The sequence below is a fragment of the Pusillimonas sp. genome (assembly GCF_035515275.1).
Lineage (GTDB): Bacteria > Pseudomonadota > Gammaproteobacteria > Burkholderiales > Burkholderiaceae_B > Pusillimonas.
The window spans coordinates 1-16883 of record NZ_DATJBQ010000036.1; the positions used below are offsets into that span (position 1 = coordinate 1).

Here is a 16883-nt window from a genome sequence, read left to right on the forward strand (position 1 = left end):
TCGTTGTGGAGTCGGCCATACTTTGCTATGTGGCAGTATGGCTGCATCGTGACGCCGTGCAAGCAGCCGAGCTCGAGTATGTGGTGGCGTCGTTATGCCCCGAGGGCAACACGCATATCAACCTGCAGCCCCTACACGCCCGGGTTCAAAGCAAGGGTGCGCTGGCACTGGTCAGTGCGCTGCAAACCGTTGCGCGCTCCATTGCCCGGGTGCGTCAAAGCGCCGACACCATCGCCCTGGCAGCTGACAGCATCTCTTCTTCCAACACCGAGCTTCAAGATCGCAGCCGACGCCAGGCCGACACCGTACAAGAAACCGCCTCGTCCATTCAGCAGCTTTCGGCCATTGTCACGCAAAATGCTTCGGGCGCGGCGCAGGCAAGCCAACAGGTTGCCTCGGCCACCAATATGGCCTTGCAAGGCAACCAGGCCATGAGTCAGGCCGTTCAGACCATCGGTGAAATCAACTCGGTTTCCAGCCGTATCGCCGATATCGTCACCGTCATCGACAGCATCGCGTTTCAGACCAACCTGCTGGCGCTTAATGCCGCCGTCGAGGCCGCACGTGCTGGAGAACAAGGCAAAGGTTTTGCCGTGGTGGCATCCGAGGTGCAAAGCCTGGCGCAACGCAGCGCCAAAGCGGCCCAAGAGATCAAAGCGCTTATCGAAGATTCCGTGCAGGCAATTCAAAGCGGCAACGAGCAGGTTACCCAGGCAGGAGTTGCCATCGACAGGTTGGCTGCCAGCGTCAGCGGGGTCGCCGAACTGTTCGTACAAATCGAGCAGGCAAGCATCGAGCAAAGCCAGGGCATCAGCACGGTCAACAATGCAATCGCCAGTATCGACGAAGCTGCGCACCATAATGCCGGGCTGGTCGATCAGGCACGCGTTTCCACCCTCTCGCTACAAGAACAGGCCAACAACCTGCTTGATGCCGTCAGCGTGTTCGGCACGCACCGCGCCCACCCGCCGGCCGCGCCGATGGGGGGCACCAGCGCACGGCCGCGTCGTCTAAAAGCCCTTCCCGCCTGACCCTCGCACTCCGCATCACTACGCGTGTAGTGGTGTACGAAAAGGTGTGCCGCGAGGTAAAGTAACAGCCAGACAACCGGAGAGCCTACAATGATTACTGGAGCACAGTGCCGCGCCGCGCGCGCCTTGGTAGAAATAACCATAGGCAAGTTGGCCAGCCGTTCGGGCATCGATCGGCGGGCCATTGAAAAGTTCGAGCAAAAACTCGATGAACCCACCCAGGAAGAGGTTCGTACGTTGCGCGAAAGTCTTGAAGACCTGGGTGCCGTATTCATTGACGAAAACGGCGGCGGCGCAGGTGTGCGGCTTAAATTCACCCGGTCGGACACCAAGCAGATTTCGCGCATGGTAAACGAGGGCGGCATGCCGGGCATGGATACCGTTCCGTAAAACTTCAGCAGTAAAACAACAATCAAACAACAAGTGGAAAACACCGCAATGAAAAAAATACTGTACTTGTCGATGGGTCTGGCCTTTACGTTGGCAGGTTGCGCTGCCGGCCCTTCGGGTTCCAAGCCCAGCACGGCCAGCACCACACAGGCCTGCCAACCTGTTAACGAGCACGAAGTGGCCGCCTTGTTCGAACGCTGGAACGGTTCCCTGCAAACGGGCGATCCCAAAAAGGTAGTTGCCAACTACGCCCAGCGTTCGATTTTGCTTCCTACGGTTTCCAACAAGCCTCGCGTTACGGCCGAAGAAAAAGAAGACTACTTCGAACACTTCCTGCAAGTGCAGCCCAATGGCAAGATTGATTCCCGCATGATCCTCATTGGCTGCAACTCGGCCGTAGATGCGGGGCTATATACCTTTACCTACGGCACCTCGGGCAAGCAGGTCAGGGCCCGCTACACCTACACCTACGAATGGGCCAACAACCAATGGCTGATCACCAGCCACCATTCGTCGGCCATGCCCGAACAGTAAGCCGCAACGCGCCACGGGCCAAAGAAAAGCCGAGCGTGACCCCACGCCCGGCTTTTTTTGCGCTAGCCGCATTTTGCCCTGCTAAGCTTGTTTTGCCTTGACGTGCTGCGCGACAAACTCGGCATAGGCATTGATCCAGCCCTGCAAGAACTCGCGACTGGCCGCAGCAATGTCGCCGTTTCTTTCGAACAAGCCTTCTTTGGCATGAATAAATGCTTCGGGCTGCCCCAAAACCGGCATGTCGAGGTAAGCAAGAATATTGCGCAAGTGCTGCTGGGCCAGGGCAGTGCCGATGCTTCCGATAGAGGCGCCTATGACACCCGCCGGCTTGCCCGCCCAGGCACTTTTGCCGTAGGGACGCGATGCGTTGTCTAACGCGTTTTTAAGAACGCCCGGCACCGAGCGGTTGTACTCGGGAGTAACAAACAACACGCCGTCGGCTGCGGCCACTTCAGTTTTCAGCCGTTTAACAGAATCGGCCTGGTTGGCGTCGCTGTCCTGGTTGTACAAGGGCAGGTCGTCTATACGAAGCTTGGTGAACTGAAGCGTAGAAGGCGCAAGCCGAATCAAGCCTTCGGCCAACGCCGCATTGAACGATTCTTTACGCAGGCTACCAACAATGACTGCAATTTTTAATTGACTCATCATGCACCTCGTAGCAACAGTTAAAAAACCATTCTACGACGGATGTTTGGATGCCACCGTTAAGAACAGCGTGTCCAGTCGTAAACGCAAGGCCACTTGCCTGCGTTACGTCATAAGTTACACGCCCAAATATCGATGCAGGGTCGCCGTATCGCCCGCCAGTTCGTGAGCCGTGGTTTGGTGCACGATTTCTGATGGCTCGCCTACCCTACGCAGACTTGTCCGCCCCCGACGCAAAATCGTTGGTCGATCAAATTATTGCCGAACGCGGCAGCGTGCTGCATTTGTACCAGATGTTGTTGCACAGCCCTACTGTGGCGCGCGGCTGGCTCACTCACCTGACCGGCATCCGGCAGCAAAGCACGCTGCCCGGCCGCCTTCGTCTTCAACACCGTAAAAACCTATTTTGACGACCGGCTGATGGTCGAGCTGACCGCCACCATCGCTACCTACAACATGGTTTCCAGGTTTTTGGAAGCCTTGCAGATTCACTCGGACGATGTCCGCAAATAGACGCGCTTGGGGCAGCGTCTGCAAGCGATCAATTAAATGTCCGAGTTACCGTCCCAGCCTGTTTTAGAAATATCAAAAACAATGCCCTGCGGGTCTTTGTATTTAAGCTCGGCATTGGTTTTCCCGCCCTCGCCCATGGCAAAAAAGAATTCGCCGCCGGCGGCTTTGATACGCTGGCCGAATTTGTCGGTGTCGTCGACGATAAAACCAAAATGGTGGGTACCGACAAAATCAGTACCCTTGAGCTTTAACAACGCCAGGTTTACGACACCGTCGGTCAGGTAAACGCCCGAGCCGGCCTCAAGGGTTTCTTCGCCCACTTTTTCAAGGCCGAATACTTCTTGATAAAAGCGGGTAGCCGCCTCGAGATCATTTACGCTTAGCGCGATATGCCGTAGCTTTGCCATGGCCGGGCTCCTGAGTGGACTGACAAGTGTTTGGTTGGGCACTGTGATTGTGTTGCGTACCCGCGCAGTGTGCTTGCTTGCGCAGGCTTTCTGGCCATTCTATACCGCGCGAGTAGAATGACGACACCACCAGACGATCCTTCTTTTTTGACACACCGCACATACGCCCATGGCCGCCCCCAAGAAAAAAGCCTCAGAGTTCAGACCGGACCCGGCCCGCTGGCGTATTCTTGTCGTGCTGTTGGTGGCGCTTTTCATGTCTCTGGTGGGGGTAAGTATTGTCAACGTGGCCCTTCCGTCCATAGAAAGCAGTCTTAAGGCCACGCAATCAGACATACAGTGGGTGCTGTCAGGTTATGCACTGACGTTTGGAGTTGTGCTGGTCAGCGCGGGGCGCGCCGGCGATATTCTGGGTCGCAGCGGGCTGTTTCTTTTTGGAACCGCCCTGTTCACGCTGGCGTCGATCGGTGCCGGCCTGGCTCCCGACGCCGGTTCACTGAACATAGCCCGTTTTGTGCAAGGCATGGGGTCAGGAATTCTCAGCCCCCAGGGCATAGGCATGATCCAGCAGTACTTTCGGGGCGCTGAGCGCGGCCGGGCTTTCGGTTATCTGGGCACGGTCGTGGGCTTTTCGGTCGCCATCGGGCCCGTACTGGGCGGGCTGTTAATACAATTAGGCGGACCGGCACTTGGCTGGCGGCTTACCTTCCTGATCAACGTGCCCATAGGCATAGTCACCATTGCCTTGGGCCTGCGGTGGTTTCCGCGCCCGCTGATCGGCTTCTTGCCCAGCGCCGGCCAAACACGGCTTCACCGCGGCCTTGATCTGTTTCGTTCACTCGACCCCATCGGCGCATGCTTGCTGGGCGTGGCCGTACTGTCACTGCTCTTTCCGTTTGTCGAGTTTCGCACCTCACCTGCAACCTGGCTGTTATTGCCCGCCGGTTTGCTGCTGACCTATTTATGGGTGCTCTGGGAGCGCCGACACGCCCGCATGGGCGGCAGCCCCATGGTCGACCTCAACGTGTTTTCGATCTCCAGTTTCGCCAACGGCGTGCTGATCATGCTGATGTACTTTCTGGGCATGACCAGTGTATGGGTGCTGGTTGCCTTGTACGTACAACTGGGCAGCGGCAAAACGGCCCTCGAGACAGGCTTGTTCGGCGTGCCGTCGGCCCTGCTCTCCGCCTACGCGGCCCATTGGGCCGGCAAGCGCGTCACCCAATACGGCCGCAGCATCGTTATTGGGGGCATTCTGTTGGCACTACTGGGGCTGACGCTAAGCATGCTGGTCGCGTTCCTGCACGAAAAAAACCTGCTTAACATCTGGTGGCTGGTATTGACCCTGTCATTTATTGGTATTGCCCAAGGCTTGGTAATAAGCCCCAATCAGGCGCTAACCTTGACCGATGTGCCTTTAAGCTACGCCGGCAGCTCGGGAGCCATCTTGCAAACCGGACAACGCATCGGAACCTCGGTGGGCATAGCGGTTATAACAGCCGCCACCTTTGCCGCGCTTGAGTTCTCTGGTTCGTGGGGAATCGCGGTCATTGTGGGGTTCGGCGTCATCGCCCTGGTGGTCAGCGCAACCTTGGTGGTGGCCATTAAAGACCTTCGCGATCGGGGCCGGTCTGGTTCCTGACTCGCCCCCGGCGCAAAACACGACCGTTACCAGGGCCGCGTTCGGATTCGCCCCGCCAACGGATAAAACGTCTACTTCTGCTGGCTTAGCTTCCGGCCCCCGTATTCGGCAAGGCCGATACCAGCCAAAATAAGCGCCAGGGCCACGGCATGAAAAAGATGAAACGCCTCGCCTAGCAGCACCACAGCCAGTACGGCCCCCCACAGGGGTAAAAGGTTAATAAACAGCCCGGCACGGTTCCCGCCTATAAGCTCTACGGCCCGGATGTAAAAAACCTGGCCCAGCAAGGTGGGGAAAATAACGATGTAGGCAAGCACCAGCCAGCCTTGCAGGTCGGGAAATATGGCGGCCCCTTGCGCTATCTCGAGCACCAGCATGGGAAACGACGATATCGATGCCCCCAGACACAACACGAACATCAGGCTGGTCCAGTGCATTGGCGGCTTGCTGCGCAACGCGGCCGTGTAAATGCCATACCCAATGATCGCGACCAGTATCAAGGCGTCGCCAAAATTGATATTCAGGCCGATCAGGTTGTCCAGCTCGCCGTGCGCGGCTATAACCAGCACGCCGACGAATGAAATTAGAAAGCCGACCGCCTGTTCAACAGTGATCCGGCTTGAATACAGCACATAACTGGCCGCAAAAACGACCAACGGCGTTCCACCCTGCAAAATGCTGGCATTAATGGCCGAGGTGTAGATCAACGCATAATAGAGCGACACACTGAACCCGGTAAACCCCAGGGCGCCCAAGAACAGCAGGTACGGCATACGCGAGCGCATCACCGGCCAATCTTCTTTGATCTGCTCGCGGTTGAAGAAATACAGGGCCACCATGACACTTACCCAGCGAAAAATGACAATGACCATCGGCGAAACATGCCCGACCGCCAATTTTCCCGCGACAGAATTACCGCCCCAGAACAGGGTTGCCAATGCTAGAAGTAGGTAGGCTTTGTAAATATCGAATCCTTTCTTGCTGACCTGATTGCTCGCGTGGCACCACGCCTTTCAACAGACGTATGTTAATCGCTTATGGTGGGATCAAGTTCGCGCCATTGGCCGGGCTGCAAGCCGTTCAGTTCCCATGGGCCTATGCGCATTCGCACCAGTCGCAGGGTGGGCAGGCCGACCGCGGCGGTCATTCGCCGTACCTGGCGGTTGCGGCCTTCTTGTATGGTCAGTTCCAGCCACGTGGTCGGAATGCTTTTTCGAAACCGCACGGGCGGATGCCTGGGCCAGATATCGGGCTCGTTTATCTGGCGCGCTTGCGCCGGCAAGGTCAGCCCGTCTTTCAAGTCGACTCCACGGCAAAGGCGTTGCAGCTGTTCGGGGCTGGGCTCGCCCTCGACTTGAACCCAATAGGTCTTGGCCATTTTGTGCCGAGGGTCGGCAATGCGCGCCTGAAGGCGGCCGTCATTGCAGAGCAACAGCAGGCCTTCGCTGTCGCGGTCCAGGCGTCCGGCCGGATAGACACCCGGAACGTTGACAAAATCTTTAAGCGTGGGGCGGCCCTGGTCGTCGCTGAACTGCGTCAGAACGTCGAAGGGCTTGTTCAGCATCAGCAGCCTGGGCCTGTCGGGCTGCGCTGCGCGAACTCGTCGAGCAAAAGGCTGCTTCATACGCTGAAATTGATTGGGCACTATAACGTTATAACGCACTCGGCCGCTCCCCGTGGGAGCTTGGCTAGAAACTCAGGCGCAGGCTGGCCCAGAAATTACGCCCAGGCTCGTTGATTCGGGTTTCCGCCGGAAAGCCAAAGCCTGAGTTACCGGCCATATTAAGGTGTTCGCCATAGGTTTTATTGAACACGTTATCGATGCCGAACGTAAGCTGAACCTGCTTGTTCACCTTGTAACCCCCGTTCAGCGACAGCACGCCAAAACCGCCACTGCCTGCAAAGTCTTTGCCCACGACGTTGCCGTGGTCGCGCGCATAGCGACTTTGCGAAGCGACCAATCGCCATAGGGCGCCGCCCGACCAGACTCCATCGTCGTACGCAGCGCTAAAGCGCGCCTCAAGCGGTGGCATCTGCGCCATGGCCATGTTGTCAGAGGTGTTCTTGCCCCAGGCATAGGCCAGCGTCGTACCAAGCCTCCAACGAGAAGCGGGTTTGAACGAAACGCCCATTTCCCCTCCCGCGATACGCGCATCAACGTTGCGAGCCTGGCTGAGCGCACCCATCATGTTTCGTGTGCTGTAGTCGAACAAGATAAAGTCGTTGACCCGCCCTACATAAGCCGAAACCCAGGCCTGCAGCGTCTCGGTTTCGTACTGCAGGCCCAGATCAAGCTGCGTGGTCTTTTCCGGCCGAACACCGGCAAAGGCATTGGGCTCGCCTTGCGGCCCCAGCGTGGGCGAGAACAGTTCCCAGTAATCGGGAAAACGCTGCACGTGGCCCAGCCCGACATAAAAGGTGGCAGGAAGCGACACCAGGTCCTGCTCGTAGCGCACGAAACCGCTGAGCAGGGTTTCGCTGCGGCGCTCGCCCGCTGTGGGGCTGGCGGCAGCCATCATGCCGCCCCCGGTGCCTGGTCGGTGGTCTTTCGCCGAAGCCCGGTCCACGCGCGCACCGCCTATCAGGCGCGACGATTCGCTCATGCTCCAGGTCAGTTCGCCAAAGGCGCCCAAGTTATTCATTTGCGCATCCTTGTTCCAGGCCTGGTCACGCCACGCGCCACGCCCCATCGCATTGCGACGTCGATGGCTGCTGTCTTGCATGTCCATACCCGTAACCAGGCTCAGGGTGTCGGCCAGGTCCAGCGTCGCGGCAACGCGAGCGCCCCAGGTGCTGCGATCCACGTTCGAGGCCATCGGCATGCTCATGCCGCCGCCCGGCGTAAAGGTGCGCAACGAATAGTTGTCCATGACATGGTCGGCATGGTTGTAATAGAGCATGGCCTCGACCTTACGCAGCACCTTGCCCATGTTGTCTTTCTCAAACCTTAAACCCAGGCTTTCCCGCTTGAACTGCGCGCCGTCCATGCCGCGCCCCGCATAACGCGCTTCGCCGTCGCCGGTACCGGCAGACAGTTCGATCACGGTATCGGCATCGGGCGTGAAGCCCAGCGCCACGTCGGCATTCCATTTGTCCCAGCGCGAGGCCACGATGTTGCCGTCGCCGTCTTTGTAGTCTTGCGAATGCGAGTGATTGGCTGTGACACGCGCATAAACCTTGTCGTTTCCTGCCCCCAGATCCAGTGCCTGATCGTTGCGGCCCCACGAACCGCCGGTCAGGCGACCGTCGAACAGCACGCCCAGCTCGGTGAACCCGGGCGGCAACCGATTGAACCGAATGGTTCCGGCCGACGAGCCCGGCCCCCACAAAACGGATTGGGGACCTTTTATCACCGTCAACTCATCGAAATTCTCAGGCGAAATATAGGAGCTGGGGGCATCCATGCGGGCGGGGCAGGCCCCCGGCATCGAGGTTCCATTCATCAGAATGTTCAAGCGCGAACCGAACATGCCGCGCAATACAGGGTCGCCGTTGCTGCCGCCATTGCGTATGGCCGAGAACCCCGGAATAGTCTTGAGATAATCAGTACCGTCGCTGGCCGGCAGGGGCTGCCTGGGCCGTTTCGGATCGGTCGTGAAAGTAAGCGGCGAATCGGGCGCGACCCCGGTTACAACGATCGGATCCAGCCGGGCCGGCTGCTGGTGGTGAGGCATTTGCGACCAGGCCGGAAAGGCTGCCGCCAACGAGATGGCGAGCACGGATGCGCGAGCACCGAAGCGGCGGAAAGTAGGGGCGCCAATAGCAGCCGCGCAAGAAGCGAAGGCGCGAAACGTCTCGATGCGCGCCAGGGAAAGGGTTTGTGTCATGGTTGTAGGTTCTTCATTAGCAGGTGACAGCGCCCTTCTTCAAGCTTTTGCCGCCCGTGCATACATGCAACCCGCGCACGGCACGGCCGCGCCGGCATCAGTCGGCAATCCCAAGCAACAATTCAGAAAAGACGCTGCAGACAGATGCGCGTTAATACCGGAGCGAACACGGCCTGACGACGCACCACGAGCAAAAAAACCCAAGACGTGATTAACGAACCTGGGTCAACTGAAGAATTCGGCAGGCGGAGCACGCGCCCCAAGAGGCGGGCCCCTAGCGCCCATGACCGGCAGTGCGTGGTTGGTGACCCGGGGAAGAGACAGCCAGTTAAGAACCAGCCCCAGCAACGACAGACCTGACGCAGACTCAAGCGCCGCCAGATTACCCAGCACCCCGAAAGGACATTCCAGCTCGCCGGCGGAAAGGCTTTCGTTGTGATCTGCCTCGCCCCAGACATTGACCCAGGCCTCTTGCACGGAAGCCCCGGCACCCGGCGTAAGGCACAAGGTGATGGCAATGCGGCCGTCGCGCAGCGCGTTGATGTCGGGCATGTATCCGGCCGGGATAGTGCCCCGAACCAGCATGGCGAGCAGCAACAGGGCCAGCACTCCGTAAGAGTGGCGGCTATACAATGCTCGCAAGGCCGCTGATAGCGTCATGTGGCCAAACTGGTTAGTGATGGAAGTTCCGGCATATTAAACGATTTCAAAGGGGTGAGTTCATGGGGCATTGCCCGTGATATGCATCGTAAGCCAGGCGCCGTCGCAAGTTTTAGCTGCCTGCCGCCGGGGCGTTCGGCATCAAGCAGCAACCCTGCACAATACAATTACGCCACCCTTCCTCAACTTCAAGCCCGATTTCCTGATTTCATGCCCTCTCCTACCGTAGCAATAATTGGCGGCGGCCCAGCCGGGCTGACGGCGGCCGAAGCGCTTACCCACGCCGGTGTGCAAGTGGCCGTTTACGATGCAATGCCCTCGGTGGGACGCAAGTTCCTGCTGGCCGGGCGCGGCGGACTCAACCTGACGCACAGCGAGCCGGCCGATGAATTCCGTTCGCGCTTCGGCAACCGTAAGGCCGTGGTTTCAGCCTGGCTCGACCAATGGGACGCAGACGCTTTGCGTCAATGGGCCCGCGATCTGGGCATCGACACCTTTATCGGCTCGTCGGGCCGTGTGTTTCCAACAGAGATGAAGGCCGCCCCGTTGTTGCGGGCTTGGTTGCGCAGCTTGCGTAGCGCAGGCGTTGAGATTCACACGCGCCATGTTTGGCGCGGCTGGGACGGCGAAGGCGCCTTAACATTCGATACGCCGCAAGGCACCGCAACGGCTCGTCCCGACGCCGTGGTGCTGGCCCTGGGCGGCGCAAGCTGGCCCCGATTGGGCTCAGACGGCGCATGGCAAGCCTTGCTTGAAGCCCGCGGTGTTGCGGTAGCACCGCTGCTTCCCGCCAATTGCGGCATTCGTTGTAATTGGTCCGGTTATTTTTCAGACCGTTTTGCCGGCCAACCGCTTAAAAACATTGCCATCGCGCCGCAAGGTGAGTTTGAAATGCGTCGGGGCGAATGCATGGTCACCGCAGATGGCCTGGAAGGCGGGCTGATCTATGCATGGTCGGCCAATTTGCGCGAAACCTTGCTTTCCAACGGCACGGCAACGTTATATGTCGACCTCCTGCCCGATCGCCCCCTGAAGCAGGTACTGACTGAAGTAGCCCGCCCGCGCGGCGCCCGCTCGTGGTCCAGCCATCTGAGCAGTCGGCTGGGTTTGAAAGGCGTAAAAACTGCGCTGCTGCACGAATGTCTGCCTGACACCGCGTTCGACGAACCCAACGCACTGGCCGCCGGCATCAAACGCCTGCCCATATATTTAAATGGCTTAAGCCCCTTGGCCGAATCCATTAGCACCGCAGGCGGTGTGCAGTTCGACGGGCTGGATGAAAATCTGATGCTGCAGGCGCTACCCGGTGTATTTTGTGCCGGAGAGATGCTGGACTGGGAGGCCCCCACCGGCGGCTATCTGCTGACCGCCTGCTTTGCCAGCGGGCGGGCTGCAGGGCGAGGGGTGTTGGCCTGGCTGAGATCGACTCGCACCGATAAAGGCTGACCCACCCATTGCTAGGCTCAAGGCTTCACAAACTTAAGCGTCATGCGGTCGCTTTCACCGATAGCCTGGTAATGGTCGCGATCTTTGTCTTTATTGCGATAGCTGGGCGGCAATGCCCATACGCCGCCCGGGTGGTCGGCAGTGTCTTTGGGGTTGGCGTTGACTTCAGACTTTCCGGCCAGCTCAAAGCCCACGCTTTTGGCCATGTCAATAACGTAAGACTCGTGCATGTAGCCCGAGCTGGCGGTGGCGTCCTGGGGCATGCTTTCGGGAAGCCGGTGCTCGACCACGCCAAACACGCCACCGGGTTTCAATGTCTCGTAGACGCTTTGAAACACACGCTTCATGCTGTCGTCGCCATAAGACAGCCAATTATGCAGGTTGCGGAAGGTAAGGACCAGATCGGCGCTACCGGGCGCTGCGTAATTGAGCTCGGCAGGCGGCTCGAATACGGTCAACTCTACCTTGTCGAAACGGGCAGGGTCTGACGCCAGTTTCTTCTTGAAGTTCGCGGTATAGCCGCGCCGGTACTCTTTTGGAGAGTTTTCGCCATAAGCCGCGGCAATGTAATGACCCGACTCACGTAAGTACGGGGCAAGAATTTCGGTATACCAGCCGGCGCCCCCTGGGCTCAGTTCAACCACGGTCATGTTCGGCTGAATGCCGAAGAACGTAAGAGTCTGGTACGGATTGCGAAAGGCGTCGCGCTGTACAAAGGCCGGTGTGCGCTGGTCGCTCGCAATGGCCGCCTTCAAGGCCTCGTCAACGGCGGGCGAAGCAGCGAAAGCAGAGGCCCCCAAGCCTAAGGCAACTGCTGCCGCAAGGGTGTGTTTTGTTATGGCGGGAATAATTGTCATTGGAATTTCATGGTCCGGTAAAGCGCTTAACTGAATCCTACCAATAAATCGTACGAACCTGCTCAACCCGGCCCTCAAGATCAAACCCGATAGGCCGGAGCTAACCGGACCTATCGGGCGAGTTTGGGCAGCCTGGTCGACCAATGCCCGAGCGGGGCCGACTCGGCCGTTGACAAGCCGCCCGTGCCCCGCAGTGGGTGACGCGTGCGTCAAAGGTTTCGGGCTCGGCCGCCCATTGTGGCGGCAAGGCTTGCTATGAACGCACCAAGCAACAATGACGCAAAAGCCCAAAGCGAAAATGTAGCGGCGTATTTTCTTGCTGCGTCAGCCGCTTCGCGGGCCTTTACCTCTACCTCTTCAACAGCCTGCTTGGCTTGCCCGCTGATTTCGTTCAAACGAACGCGGGCATCGGCTTCATTCAGGTTTGCGCGTTGAGAGATGAGCTGAACCAAATAGCGCTCATCAGAATCAGAGATCTTGCCTTGCGCCATGCTTCGGGCAAGAATTGCCGCCACGTCGCTGCGAGCATCGCCCTCCCCGTCTACCCCCCCGGCATCTGCGGGTCGTAATAGCGCCCCGGCGAAGTAGTCCATTGTGTCTTCAGAACTGCCGACGCTTGCCACTTGCCCAGCCGTCGCCGACACCACCTGTGCACCCGCCTTGGCCGTGCCTGAAACGACAGAAGCCGCCGTCCAGCCAAAAATCAGCAGGCCCACGACAAAACTCAAGGCCCAGACAAGAAAGCCGTGCGCCGTGTCGCGAAAGTAGATTTCATCGCTTCCCGTGTCCGTCCACTTGGTTCGTAGCCGCCCTGTTACGTACCCGGCAACGCCGTAAGCAATAATCTGTGTAACGAACAACCACAGCACGGATCCTATTGCCACAGTGGTACCCGAGGCACCGTCATTCTGCCAGGGGGACACAGCCAGCAACCCCAAGCCCGCGCCCCCGATGACCAAGGTTGCCATGAGTGCCGCCCCTATCACCGCCCCCGCAAATACAGCCGCCCACGATACGGCGGAACTGGTAGATTCGTTCAGGGGATACGTAGCAGGCCCACGCCCCGGATAAGCTTCAGTTCTTTGCATGATATTCCCCTCTATAGTGACGCACCGGTGTGCTTACAGAAATATGGCCAGCAAAATAATGATCGGAATGGGAATACCCAACAGCCATAAAAGTATGGATCGCATGATTGCTCCTGATTCTGTATGAAGCTTGTGATAATTAAAAGCTATTCATCGCGTTGCCCGGTCGATGCTTGCTTGCGGGGCGCACGCCTTTCGCTTTAGCAAAAGGCATGCCCAAGAAAAAACGCCAATGTCGTAGCGCCCAAAGGGCGGTATGACATCGGCGTTAATTTGTTCAGGCCACCGCGGCAGGCGGCGCTTGCGCGATTAGCCGGCCTGATCGGCTGAGGCTTGTAGGAACAACTCAGGCGTAACCGCGACTTCAGCCGCAGCCATATCGGCAACCCGGGCGAGCTTGCGAGACTCGCTGATCACCGTGTTCGCATAGCCACGGGCATTTCCAGAGTATTTGGCCAAGGCCTTTGAAAGATCGCCTTCAGCCATCTCCAGATACTCTTCCAATATATCGGACCCCACCCGCACGTTCACGACCGGATCAAACAACGACTCGGATGCGTGCAGCTTGTCGCGATGCCAACGCCTGACCACTTGCATCAATCCCTGCGCACCATAGCTGCTTTGCACTTTTGGCTGGAAGGTGCTTTCTTTGTGCATGATGGCTATTAGCAGCTCGGGGCGAAGCCCAACGCGCCGCTGAGCCTCATCCCAGGCGAGTTGCACATAGCGCTGTACTGTCTGGGGCGACTTCCTTAGTTTTTCGGCAAGGTATTCAACCTGCGCCTGCTTGCGCGCCTCTTCAATAATAACGGCCAAGTCTTGCACCATCGAAAGGTCGATGCCCAGGGCAGACTCCGCTGAGGCCGCAGCTTCATGCGCCGGTGTTATAGAAATGTCGGTTGGATTTTTTGCCTCGGTTGAAGACGCAGCGGGGTCTGACTGATCCGCTTGAGCCCGTTGCTTCGCCAGTTCTGTCGGTTCAGTCGACTCTATCGGCTCGGGCTGCTTTGTCGACTCTGGCTGTACAGCCGGCTCTGGCTGAACAGCCGTTTCCAGAACGGCCAACTGGCTTGACTCCATGACTGCGTCATCGACGGCGGCAAACTCGTTGGCCCATGCGGTTGGGGTGGCAAGGGCGCTTCCTACAAGACAAAGCGCAGCGGCGCATGCAGAAGTTTGATGACGAGCCTTGCGAAGCAACAGCTCAAATGGCTCAATATGAAGTAGTGAAGGTGAAGAGTTTTTTCTATTCATCGGTCCGGGCGCCCATACGCTTATGTACTCTTAGAAGAAGGCCCCGAAAAGGCTCGGGTTGCTTGATTTCATGAGGTTGGTACATAAGTTGCCGGCGCCTGTATATTTATTGCGTGGGGCCGCGCATGTACGGACTGCGTGATTAATAAACAGGAAGCACCGCGCCCTGAGCGCAGTGCTTCTCTTTAAGAATCATAACATTGCAACGTTTCTGGGATGCTAAAGGGTGTAAGCAGAAGTGAAGCAATTTTTTGCAATGGACACCGGCTAGCGCAACTTGCGCAGGTGCACACTCGCACTGCCCTCATCGCACGACACCCACACATCGGCATCTTGAACATTAATGTTCAGCGTCATTTTGCGCGCAGCCAAATCAGCCAGCGCAACAGTTTCCTCAGCATCCAATATATATACGCTTAGCTTGTCGCTGCGGGCCACCTTGTTCTGAACGCCCTGCCACCACAGCCCTGCATTGCGCCCGTATGCCATCACGATCACCTCGTCCGCCCTGCCGCAAGCTTTCAGAATGCGCCGTTCGTCCGGAAGGCCGATTTCTATCCATTGAACAACGGCGCCCGTAAGATCCTTGCGCCACAGATCGGGCTCTTCGGTAGCCGAGAGCCCGCGCGTGAACTCGAGCGCTTCGCTCGAGTCTGCAAACAGCGCATAGGCCAGCATGCGCACCATCATGCGCTCGTCCGTTTCCGAAGGGTGCCTGGCCAAAGTAAGACTGTGGCTACCGTAGTAGCCACGATCATTGTCGGCAATATTCAGATCGGCTTTGTATATGGTGGCGCGCAGGGCCATAAGTTATCTTCAGGTCTTGGTACAGACCCTTGCAACGTGAAGGGCGGGAAAAGATTAACAGAAATCCATGGCGACGGCCTTGCTCTTCCGCAGCGCAAACCAGCCGGGCCAACGCTGAATGTGCTTGCGCTTTAGCCTCAGAGCCGCGTACAAGTACATCTGGGCGCATTAAGCGCCAGCAAGCGGTTGGCCACGCAAAAAACATGCGGCCCCATTATTAAAACCAGGAGACGAAGATGGCTGATACTTATGTAATCATTCACGGGGCCTGGCATACAGGCGCCGAAATGGAAACCGTTGCCGGCTATATACGCACAAGCGGACATACGGTTCATTGCCCCACCTTGGCGGGCAACCGCCCCGGCGACGATCGCAGCCGCACCGGGCTGAATGACGCCATCGAATCTGCTGTGCAGTACATAGCAGAAAACAATCTGCGCGATGTGCGTCTGGTCGGCCACAGCTATGGCGGCATGGTTATTTCCGGGATTGCCAGCCGAATCACCGAGCGGCTTAAGCGGCTAGTTTACGTAAACGCCTTTGTTCCAGAAGACGGCCAATGCCTTAACGATCTGGTGCCCCCGCACTACATAGAAATGTTCGATGCCATAGCCGCCGAGAACAACAACGCCGTGATGCTGCCGTTTCCAGTGTGGCGCGAGGCCTTCATTAACGACGCCGACCTGGAGCTGGCCGAATCCAGTTATGCCAAGCTCAATCCGCAGCCATACAGCACCTTTACCGAGTCTATAACGCTGACGCAGCCGCTTGCACAACTTCATATCGGCAAATCGTACGTGAACTGCCAACAAGACACCGCCATGCCGCACAGCTATCCGTGGCACCCGCGCCTGTCAGAACGTCTGGGCCTGTTTCGGTTGGTAGAGTGTCAGGGTAGCCACGAGGCCTGGTTCACCGAGCCAGAAGGGCTGGCCCAGGCAATTATCAAGGCGGGACGGGATTAAGCAGCACGAAACCAAACCGGCGCCATGCCCCTAAAACGTGGCTTCAGGCCTGTGTTTGATGCAGCGATATTTCACGAGGTTTCATAACCCGCCTCATTCTTCCTGATTTGTTTCGGTCGGTTTCGGGGGTGATCCGTGCGACCGGGCTCGGTATTAGTATTAACTTGTGCTAGCTCGAACAAACCACCCCAAAGCCGACAGGATACGAATATGCCCCTGACCTTTTTCAGCAAGCCGACGAGGTTGCGCCACATTACGTGGCCGCGATGGATACGTAGCGTTGTAGTGGTCGGCCTGGCTTTAACCGTTTCTGCTTGTGCATACGATTCGGGCCACTACCGATCTCACAGCGGGTACACCACCTACCACGGTTACTACGATAATGGCCACAGCCCTCGCGGCTACTATTCGCACCGCCCGGATCACCGGACATATGACAGGCGTTACCAACCGCACAGGCCGCATCGCGCCGAGACACGACGCCACCACTACGAATCACGCAATCGGGTTGAACGACAGCGACGCCACGAAGCGCACCAGCCACGTAGTGCCGGGCAGCGCGCGCATCGCATTAACGAGCATAGAAATAGGGCCGGCGGGGCCAGGCATCAACACGAGCGACGCCGGTAACCACGAAGTGGCCCTGGGTTCTGATCGGTGCCCACCCGCCCTCAAGCCGTCGGCAGACGGTCGCGGCCTATGATCGCGAGAACTGGCTGATCAGGCCGTCCATATCGGTAATTTCCGAAACTTCCGCTATCAACACCGAAGGCGGCCCCGCCGTGTAATTGGGGAAGTCCTCGGACAGCAGCCGGGC

Annotated in this window: 17 protein-coding genes and 1 pseudogene; 8 read left to right on the plus strand and 10 right to left on the minus strand. The window is 58.1% G+C overall.

The window, feature by feature from the left end:
- The 3 genes from VL003_RS02205 to VL003_RS02215 all read left to right on the plus strand — a co-directional run.
- Positions 1-1031: methyl-accepting chemotaxis protein (locus tag VL003_RS02205; RefSeq protein WP_325439140.1), on the plus strand; the 1031-nt coding region annotated here is incomplete at its 5' end.
- A 90-nt stretch (positions 1032-1121) separates the two neighbouring features.
- Entirely contained in the window at positions 1122-1421 is a 300-nt protein-coding gene (locus VL003_RS02210) for a helix-turn-helix domain-containing protein (RefSeq protein WP_325439142.1), read from the plus strand.
- Between the two features lie 48 nt (positions 1422-1469).
- Positions 1470-1955: an SgcJ/EcaC family oxidoreductase gene (locus VL003_RS02215; RefSeq protein ID WP_325439144.1), complete on the plus strand. Its 486-nt coding sequence runs from the start codon at positions 1470-1472 to the stop codon at positions 1953-1955.
- 81 nt (positions 1956-2036) lie between these two features.
- Here VL003_RS02215 and VL003_RS02220 read toward each other — a convergent pair whose 3' ends face one another.
- A complete protein-coding gene (locus tag VL003_RS02220; RefSeq protein ID WP_325439146.1) occupies positions 2037-2600 on the minus strand; it encodes an NADPH-dependent FMN reductase in 564 nt (187 codons plus the stop codon).
- 194 nt (positions 2601-2794) lie between these two features.
- Between VL003_RS02220 and VL003_RS02225 the strand changes: the two are divergent.
- A pseudogene (locus VL003_RS02225) lies at positions 2795-3113 on the plus strand (hypothetical protein).
- Between the two features lie 32 nt (positions 3114-3145).
- Here the strand turns inward: VL003_RS02225 and VL003_RS02230 are convergent.
- Positions 3146-3520 (minus strand): VOC family protein, encoded by a 375-nt coding sequence (locus tag VL003_RS02230; RefSeq protein ID WP_325439148.1) that lies wholly within the window; start codon positions 3518-3520, stop codon positions 3146-3148.
- A 169-nt stretch (positions 3521-3689) separates the two neighbouring features.
- Here VL003_RS02230 and VL003_RS02235 point away from each other — a divergent pair, with 169 nt between their 5' ends.
- Positions 3690-5162, plus strand: a complete 1473-nt coding sequence (locus VL003_RS02235; protein ID WP_325439151.1) for an MFS transporter — start codon at positions 3690-3692, stop codon at positions 5160-5162.
- 71 nt (positions 5163-5233) lie between these two features.
- On the opposite strand, the gene VL003_RS02240 is transcribed toward VL003_RS02235, so the two are convergent.
- The 4 genes from VL003_RS02240 to VL003_RS02255 form a co-directional block, all read right to left on the minus strand.
- Positions 5234-6127: a DMT family transporter gene (locus VL003_RS02240; protein WP_325439173.1), complete on the minus strand. Its 894-nt coding sequence runs from the start codon at positions 6125-6127 to the stop codon at positions 5234-5236.
- 62 nt (positions 6128-6189) lie between these two features.
- On the minus strand, positions 6190-6786 hold the full coding sequence (locus VL003_RS02245) for a pseudouridine synthase (protein ID WP_325439153.1): 597 nt from the start codon (positions 6784-6786) through the stop codon (positions 6190-6192).
- A 64-nt stretch (positions 6787-6850) separates the two neighbouring features.
- Positions 6851-8989, minus strand: a complete 2139-nt coding sequence (locus VL003_RS02250) for a TonB-dependent copper receptor (protein ID WP_325439155.1) — start codon at positions 8987-8989, stop codon at positions 6851-6853.
- 225 nt (positions 8990-9214) lie between these two features.
- Entirely contained in the window at positions 9215-9649 is a 435-nt protein-coding gene (locus VL003_RS02255) for a DUF2946 domain-containing protein (RefSeq protein WP_325439157.1), read from the minus strand.
- 210 nt (positions 9650-9859) lie between these two features.
- On the opposite strand from VL003_RS02255, the gene VL003_RS02260 reads away from it, so the two are divergent.
- Complete coding sequence (locus VL003_RS02260; protein WP_325439159.1) at positions 9860-11095, plus strand: TIGR03862 family flavoprotein; 1236 nt, start codon at positions 9860-9862, stop codon at positions 11093-11095.
- 17 nt (positions 11096-11112) lie between these two features.
- Here the strand turns inward: VL003_RS02260 and VL003_RS02265 are convergent, their stop codons facing one another.
- The 4 genes from VL003_RS02265 to VL003_RS02280 all read right to left on the minus strand — a co-directional run bounded on the left by VL003_RS02265 (position 11113) and on the right by VL003_RS02280 (position 15101).
- A complete protein-coding gene (locus tag VL003_RS02265) occupies positions 11113-11952 on the minus strand; it encodes a class I SAM-dependent methyltransferase (protein WP_325439161.1) in 840 nt (279 codons plus the stop codon).
- A gap of 209 nt (positions 11953-12161) precedes the next feature.
- Positions 12162-13040 (minus strand): hypothetical protein, encoded by an 879-nt coding sequence (locus VL003_RS02270; protein WP_325439163.1) that lies wholly within the window; start codon positions 13038-13040, stop codon positions 12162-12164.
- 309 nt (positions 13041-13349) lie between these two features.
- Positions 13350-14294, minus strand: a complete 945-nt coding sequence (locus VL003_RS02275; protein WP_325439165.1) for a transglycosylase SLT domain-containing protein — start codon at positions 14292-14294, stop codon at positions 13350-13352.
- A 267-nt stretch (positions 14295-14561) separates the two neighbouring features.
- Positions 14562-15101: a YaeQ family protein gene (locus VL003_RS02280; RefSeq protein WP_325439167.1), complete on the minus strand. Its 540-nt coding sequence runs from the start codon at positions 15099-15101 to the stop codon at positions 14562-14564.
- Positions 15102-15337: 236 nt separating this feature from the next.
- Here VL003_RS02280 and VL003_RS02285 point away from each other — a divergent pair, with 236 nt between their 5' ends.
- Entirely contained in the window at positions 15338-16066 is a 729-nt protein-coding gene (locus VL003_RS02285; protein ID WP_325439169.1) for an alpha/beta fold hydrolase, read from the plus strand.
- Positions 16067-16448: 382 nt separating this feature from the next.
- Entirely contained in the window at positions 16449-16769 is a 321-nt protein-coding gene (locus VL003_RS02290; RefSeq protein ID WP_325439171.1) for a hypothetical protein, read from the plus strand.
- Positions 16770-16883 lie beyond the last annotated feature (114 nt).

Excerpts from the sequence above, each read along its gene's own strand:
- VL003_RS02210 (WP_325439142.1), top strand. The coding sequence starts at position 1,122 with ATGATTACTGGAGCACAGTGCCGCGCCGCGCGCGCCTTGGTAGAAATA.
- VL003_RS02215 (WP_325439144.1), top strand. The coding sequence starts at position 1,470 with ATGAAAAAAATACTGTACTTGTCGATGGGTCTGGCCTTTACGTTGGCA.
- VL003_RS02220 (WP_325439146.1), bottom strand. The coding sequence starts at position 2,600 with ATGAGTCAATTAAAAATTGCAGTCATTGTTGGTAGCCTGCGTAAAGAA.
- VL003_RS02230 (WP_325439148.1), bottom strand. The coding sequence starts at position 3,520 with ATGGCAAAGCTACGGCATATCGCGCTAAGCGTAAATGATCTCGAGGCG.
- VL003_RS02235 (WP_325439151.1), top strand. The coding sequence starts at position 3,690 with ATGGCCGCCCCCAAGAAAAAAGCCTCAGAGTTCAGACCGGACCCGGCC.
- VL003_RS02245 (WP_325439153.1), bottom strand. The coding sequence starts at position 6,786 with ATGAAGCAGCCTTTTGCTCGACGAGTTCGCGCAGCGCAGCCCGACAGG.
- VL003_RS02250 (WP_325439155.1), bottom strand. The coding sequence starts at position 8,989 with ATGACACAAACCCTTTCCCTGGCGCGCATCGAGACGTTTCGCGCCTTC.
- VL003_RS02255 (WP_325439157.1), bottom strand. The coding sequence starts at position 9,649 with ATGACGCTATCAGCGGCCTTGCGAGCATTGTATAGCCGCCACTCTTAC.
- VL003_RS02260 (WP_325439159.1), top strand. The coding sequence starts at position 9,860 with ATGCCCTCTCCTACCGTAGCAATAATTGGCGGCGGCCCAGCCGGGCTG.
- VL003_RS02265 (WP_325439161.1), bottom strand. The coding sequence starts at position 11,952 with ATGACAATTATTCCCGCCATAACAAAACACACCCTTGCGGCAGCAGTT.
- VL003_RS02270 (WP_325439163.1), bottom strand. The coding sequence starts at position 13,040 with ATGCAAAGAACTGAAGCTTATCCGGGGCGTGGGCCTGCTACGTATCCC.
- VL003_RS02275 (WP_325439165.1), bottom strand. The coding sequence starts at position 14,294 with ATGAATAGAAAAAACTCTTCACCTTCACTACTTCATATTGAGCCATTT.
- VL003_RS02280 (WP_325439167.1), bottom strand. The coding sequence starts at position 15,101 with ATGGCCCTGCGCGCCACCATATACAAAGCCGATCTGAATATTGCCGAC.
- VL003_RS02285 (WP_325439169.1), top strand. The coding sequence starts at position 15,338 with ATGGCTGATACTTATGTAATCATTCACGGGGCCTGGCATACAGGCGCC.
- VL003_RS02290 (WP_325439171.1), top strand. The coding sequence starts at position 16,449 with ATGGCCACAGCCCTCGCGGCTACTATTCGCACCGCCCGGATCACCGGA.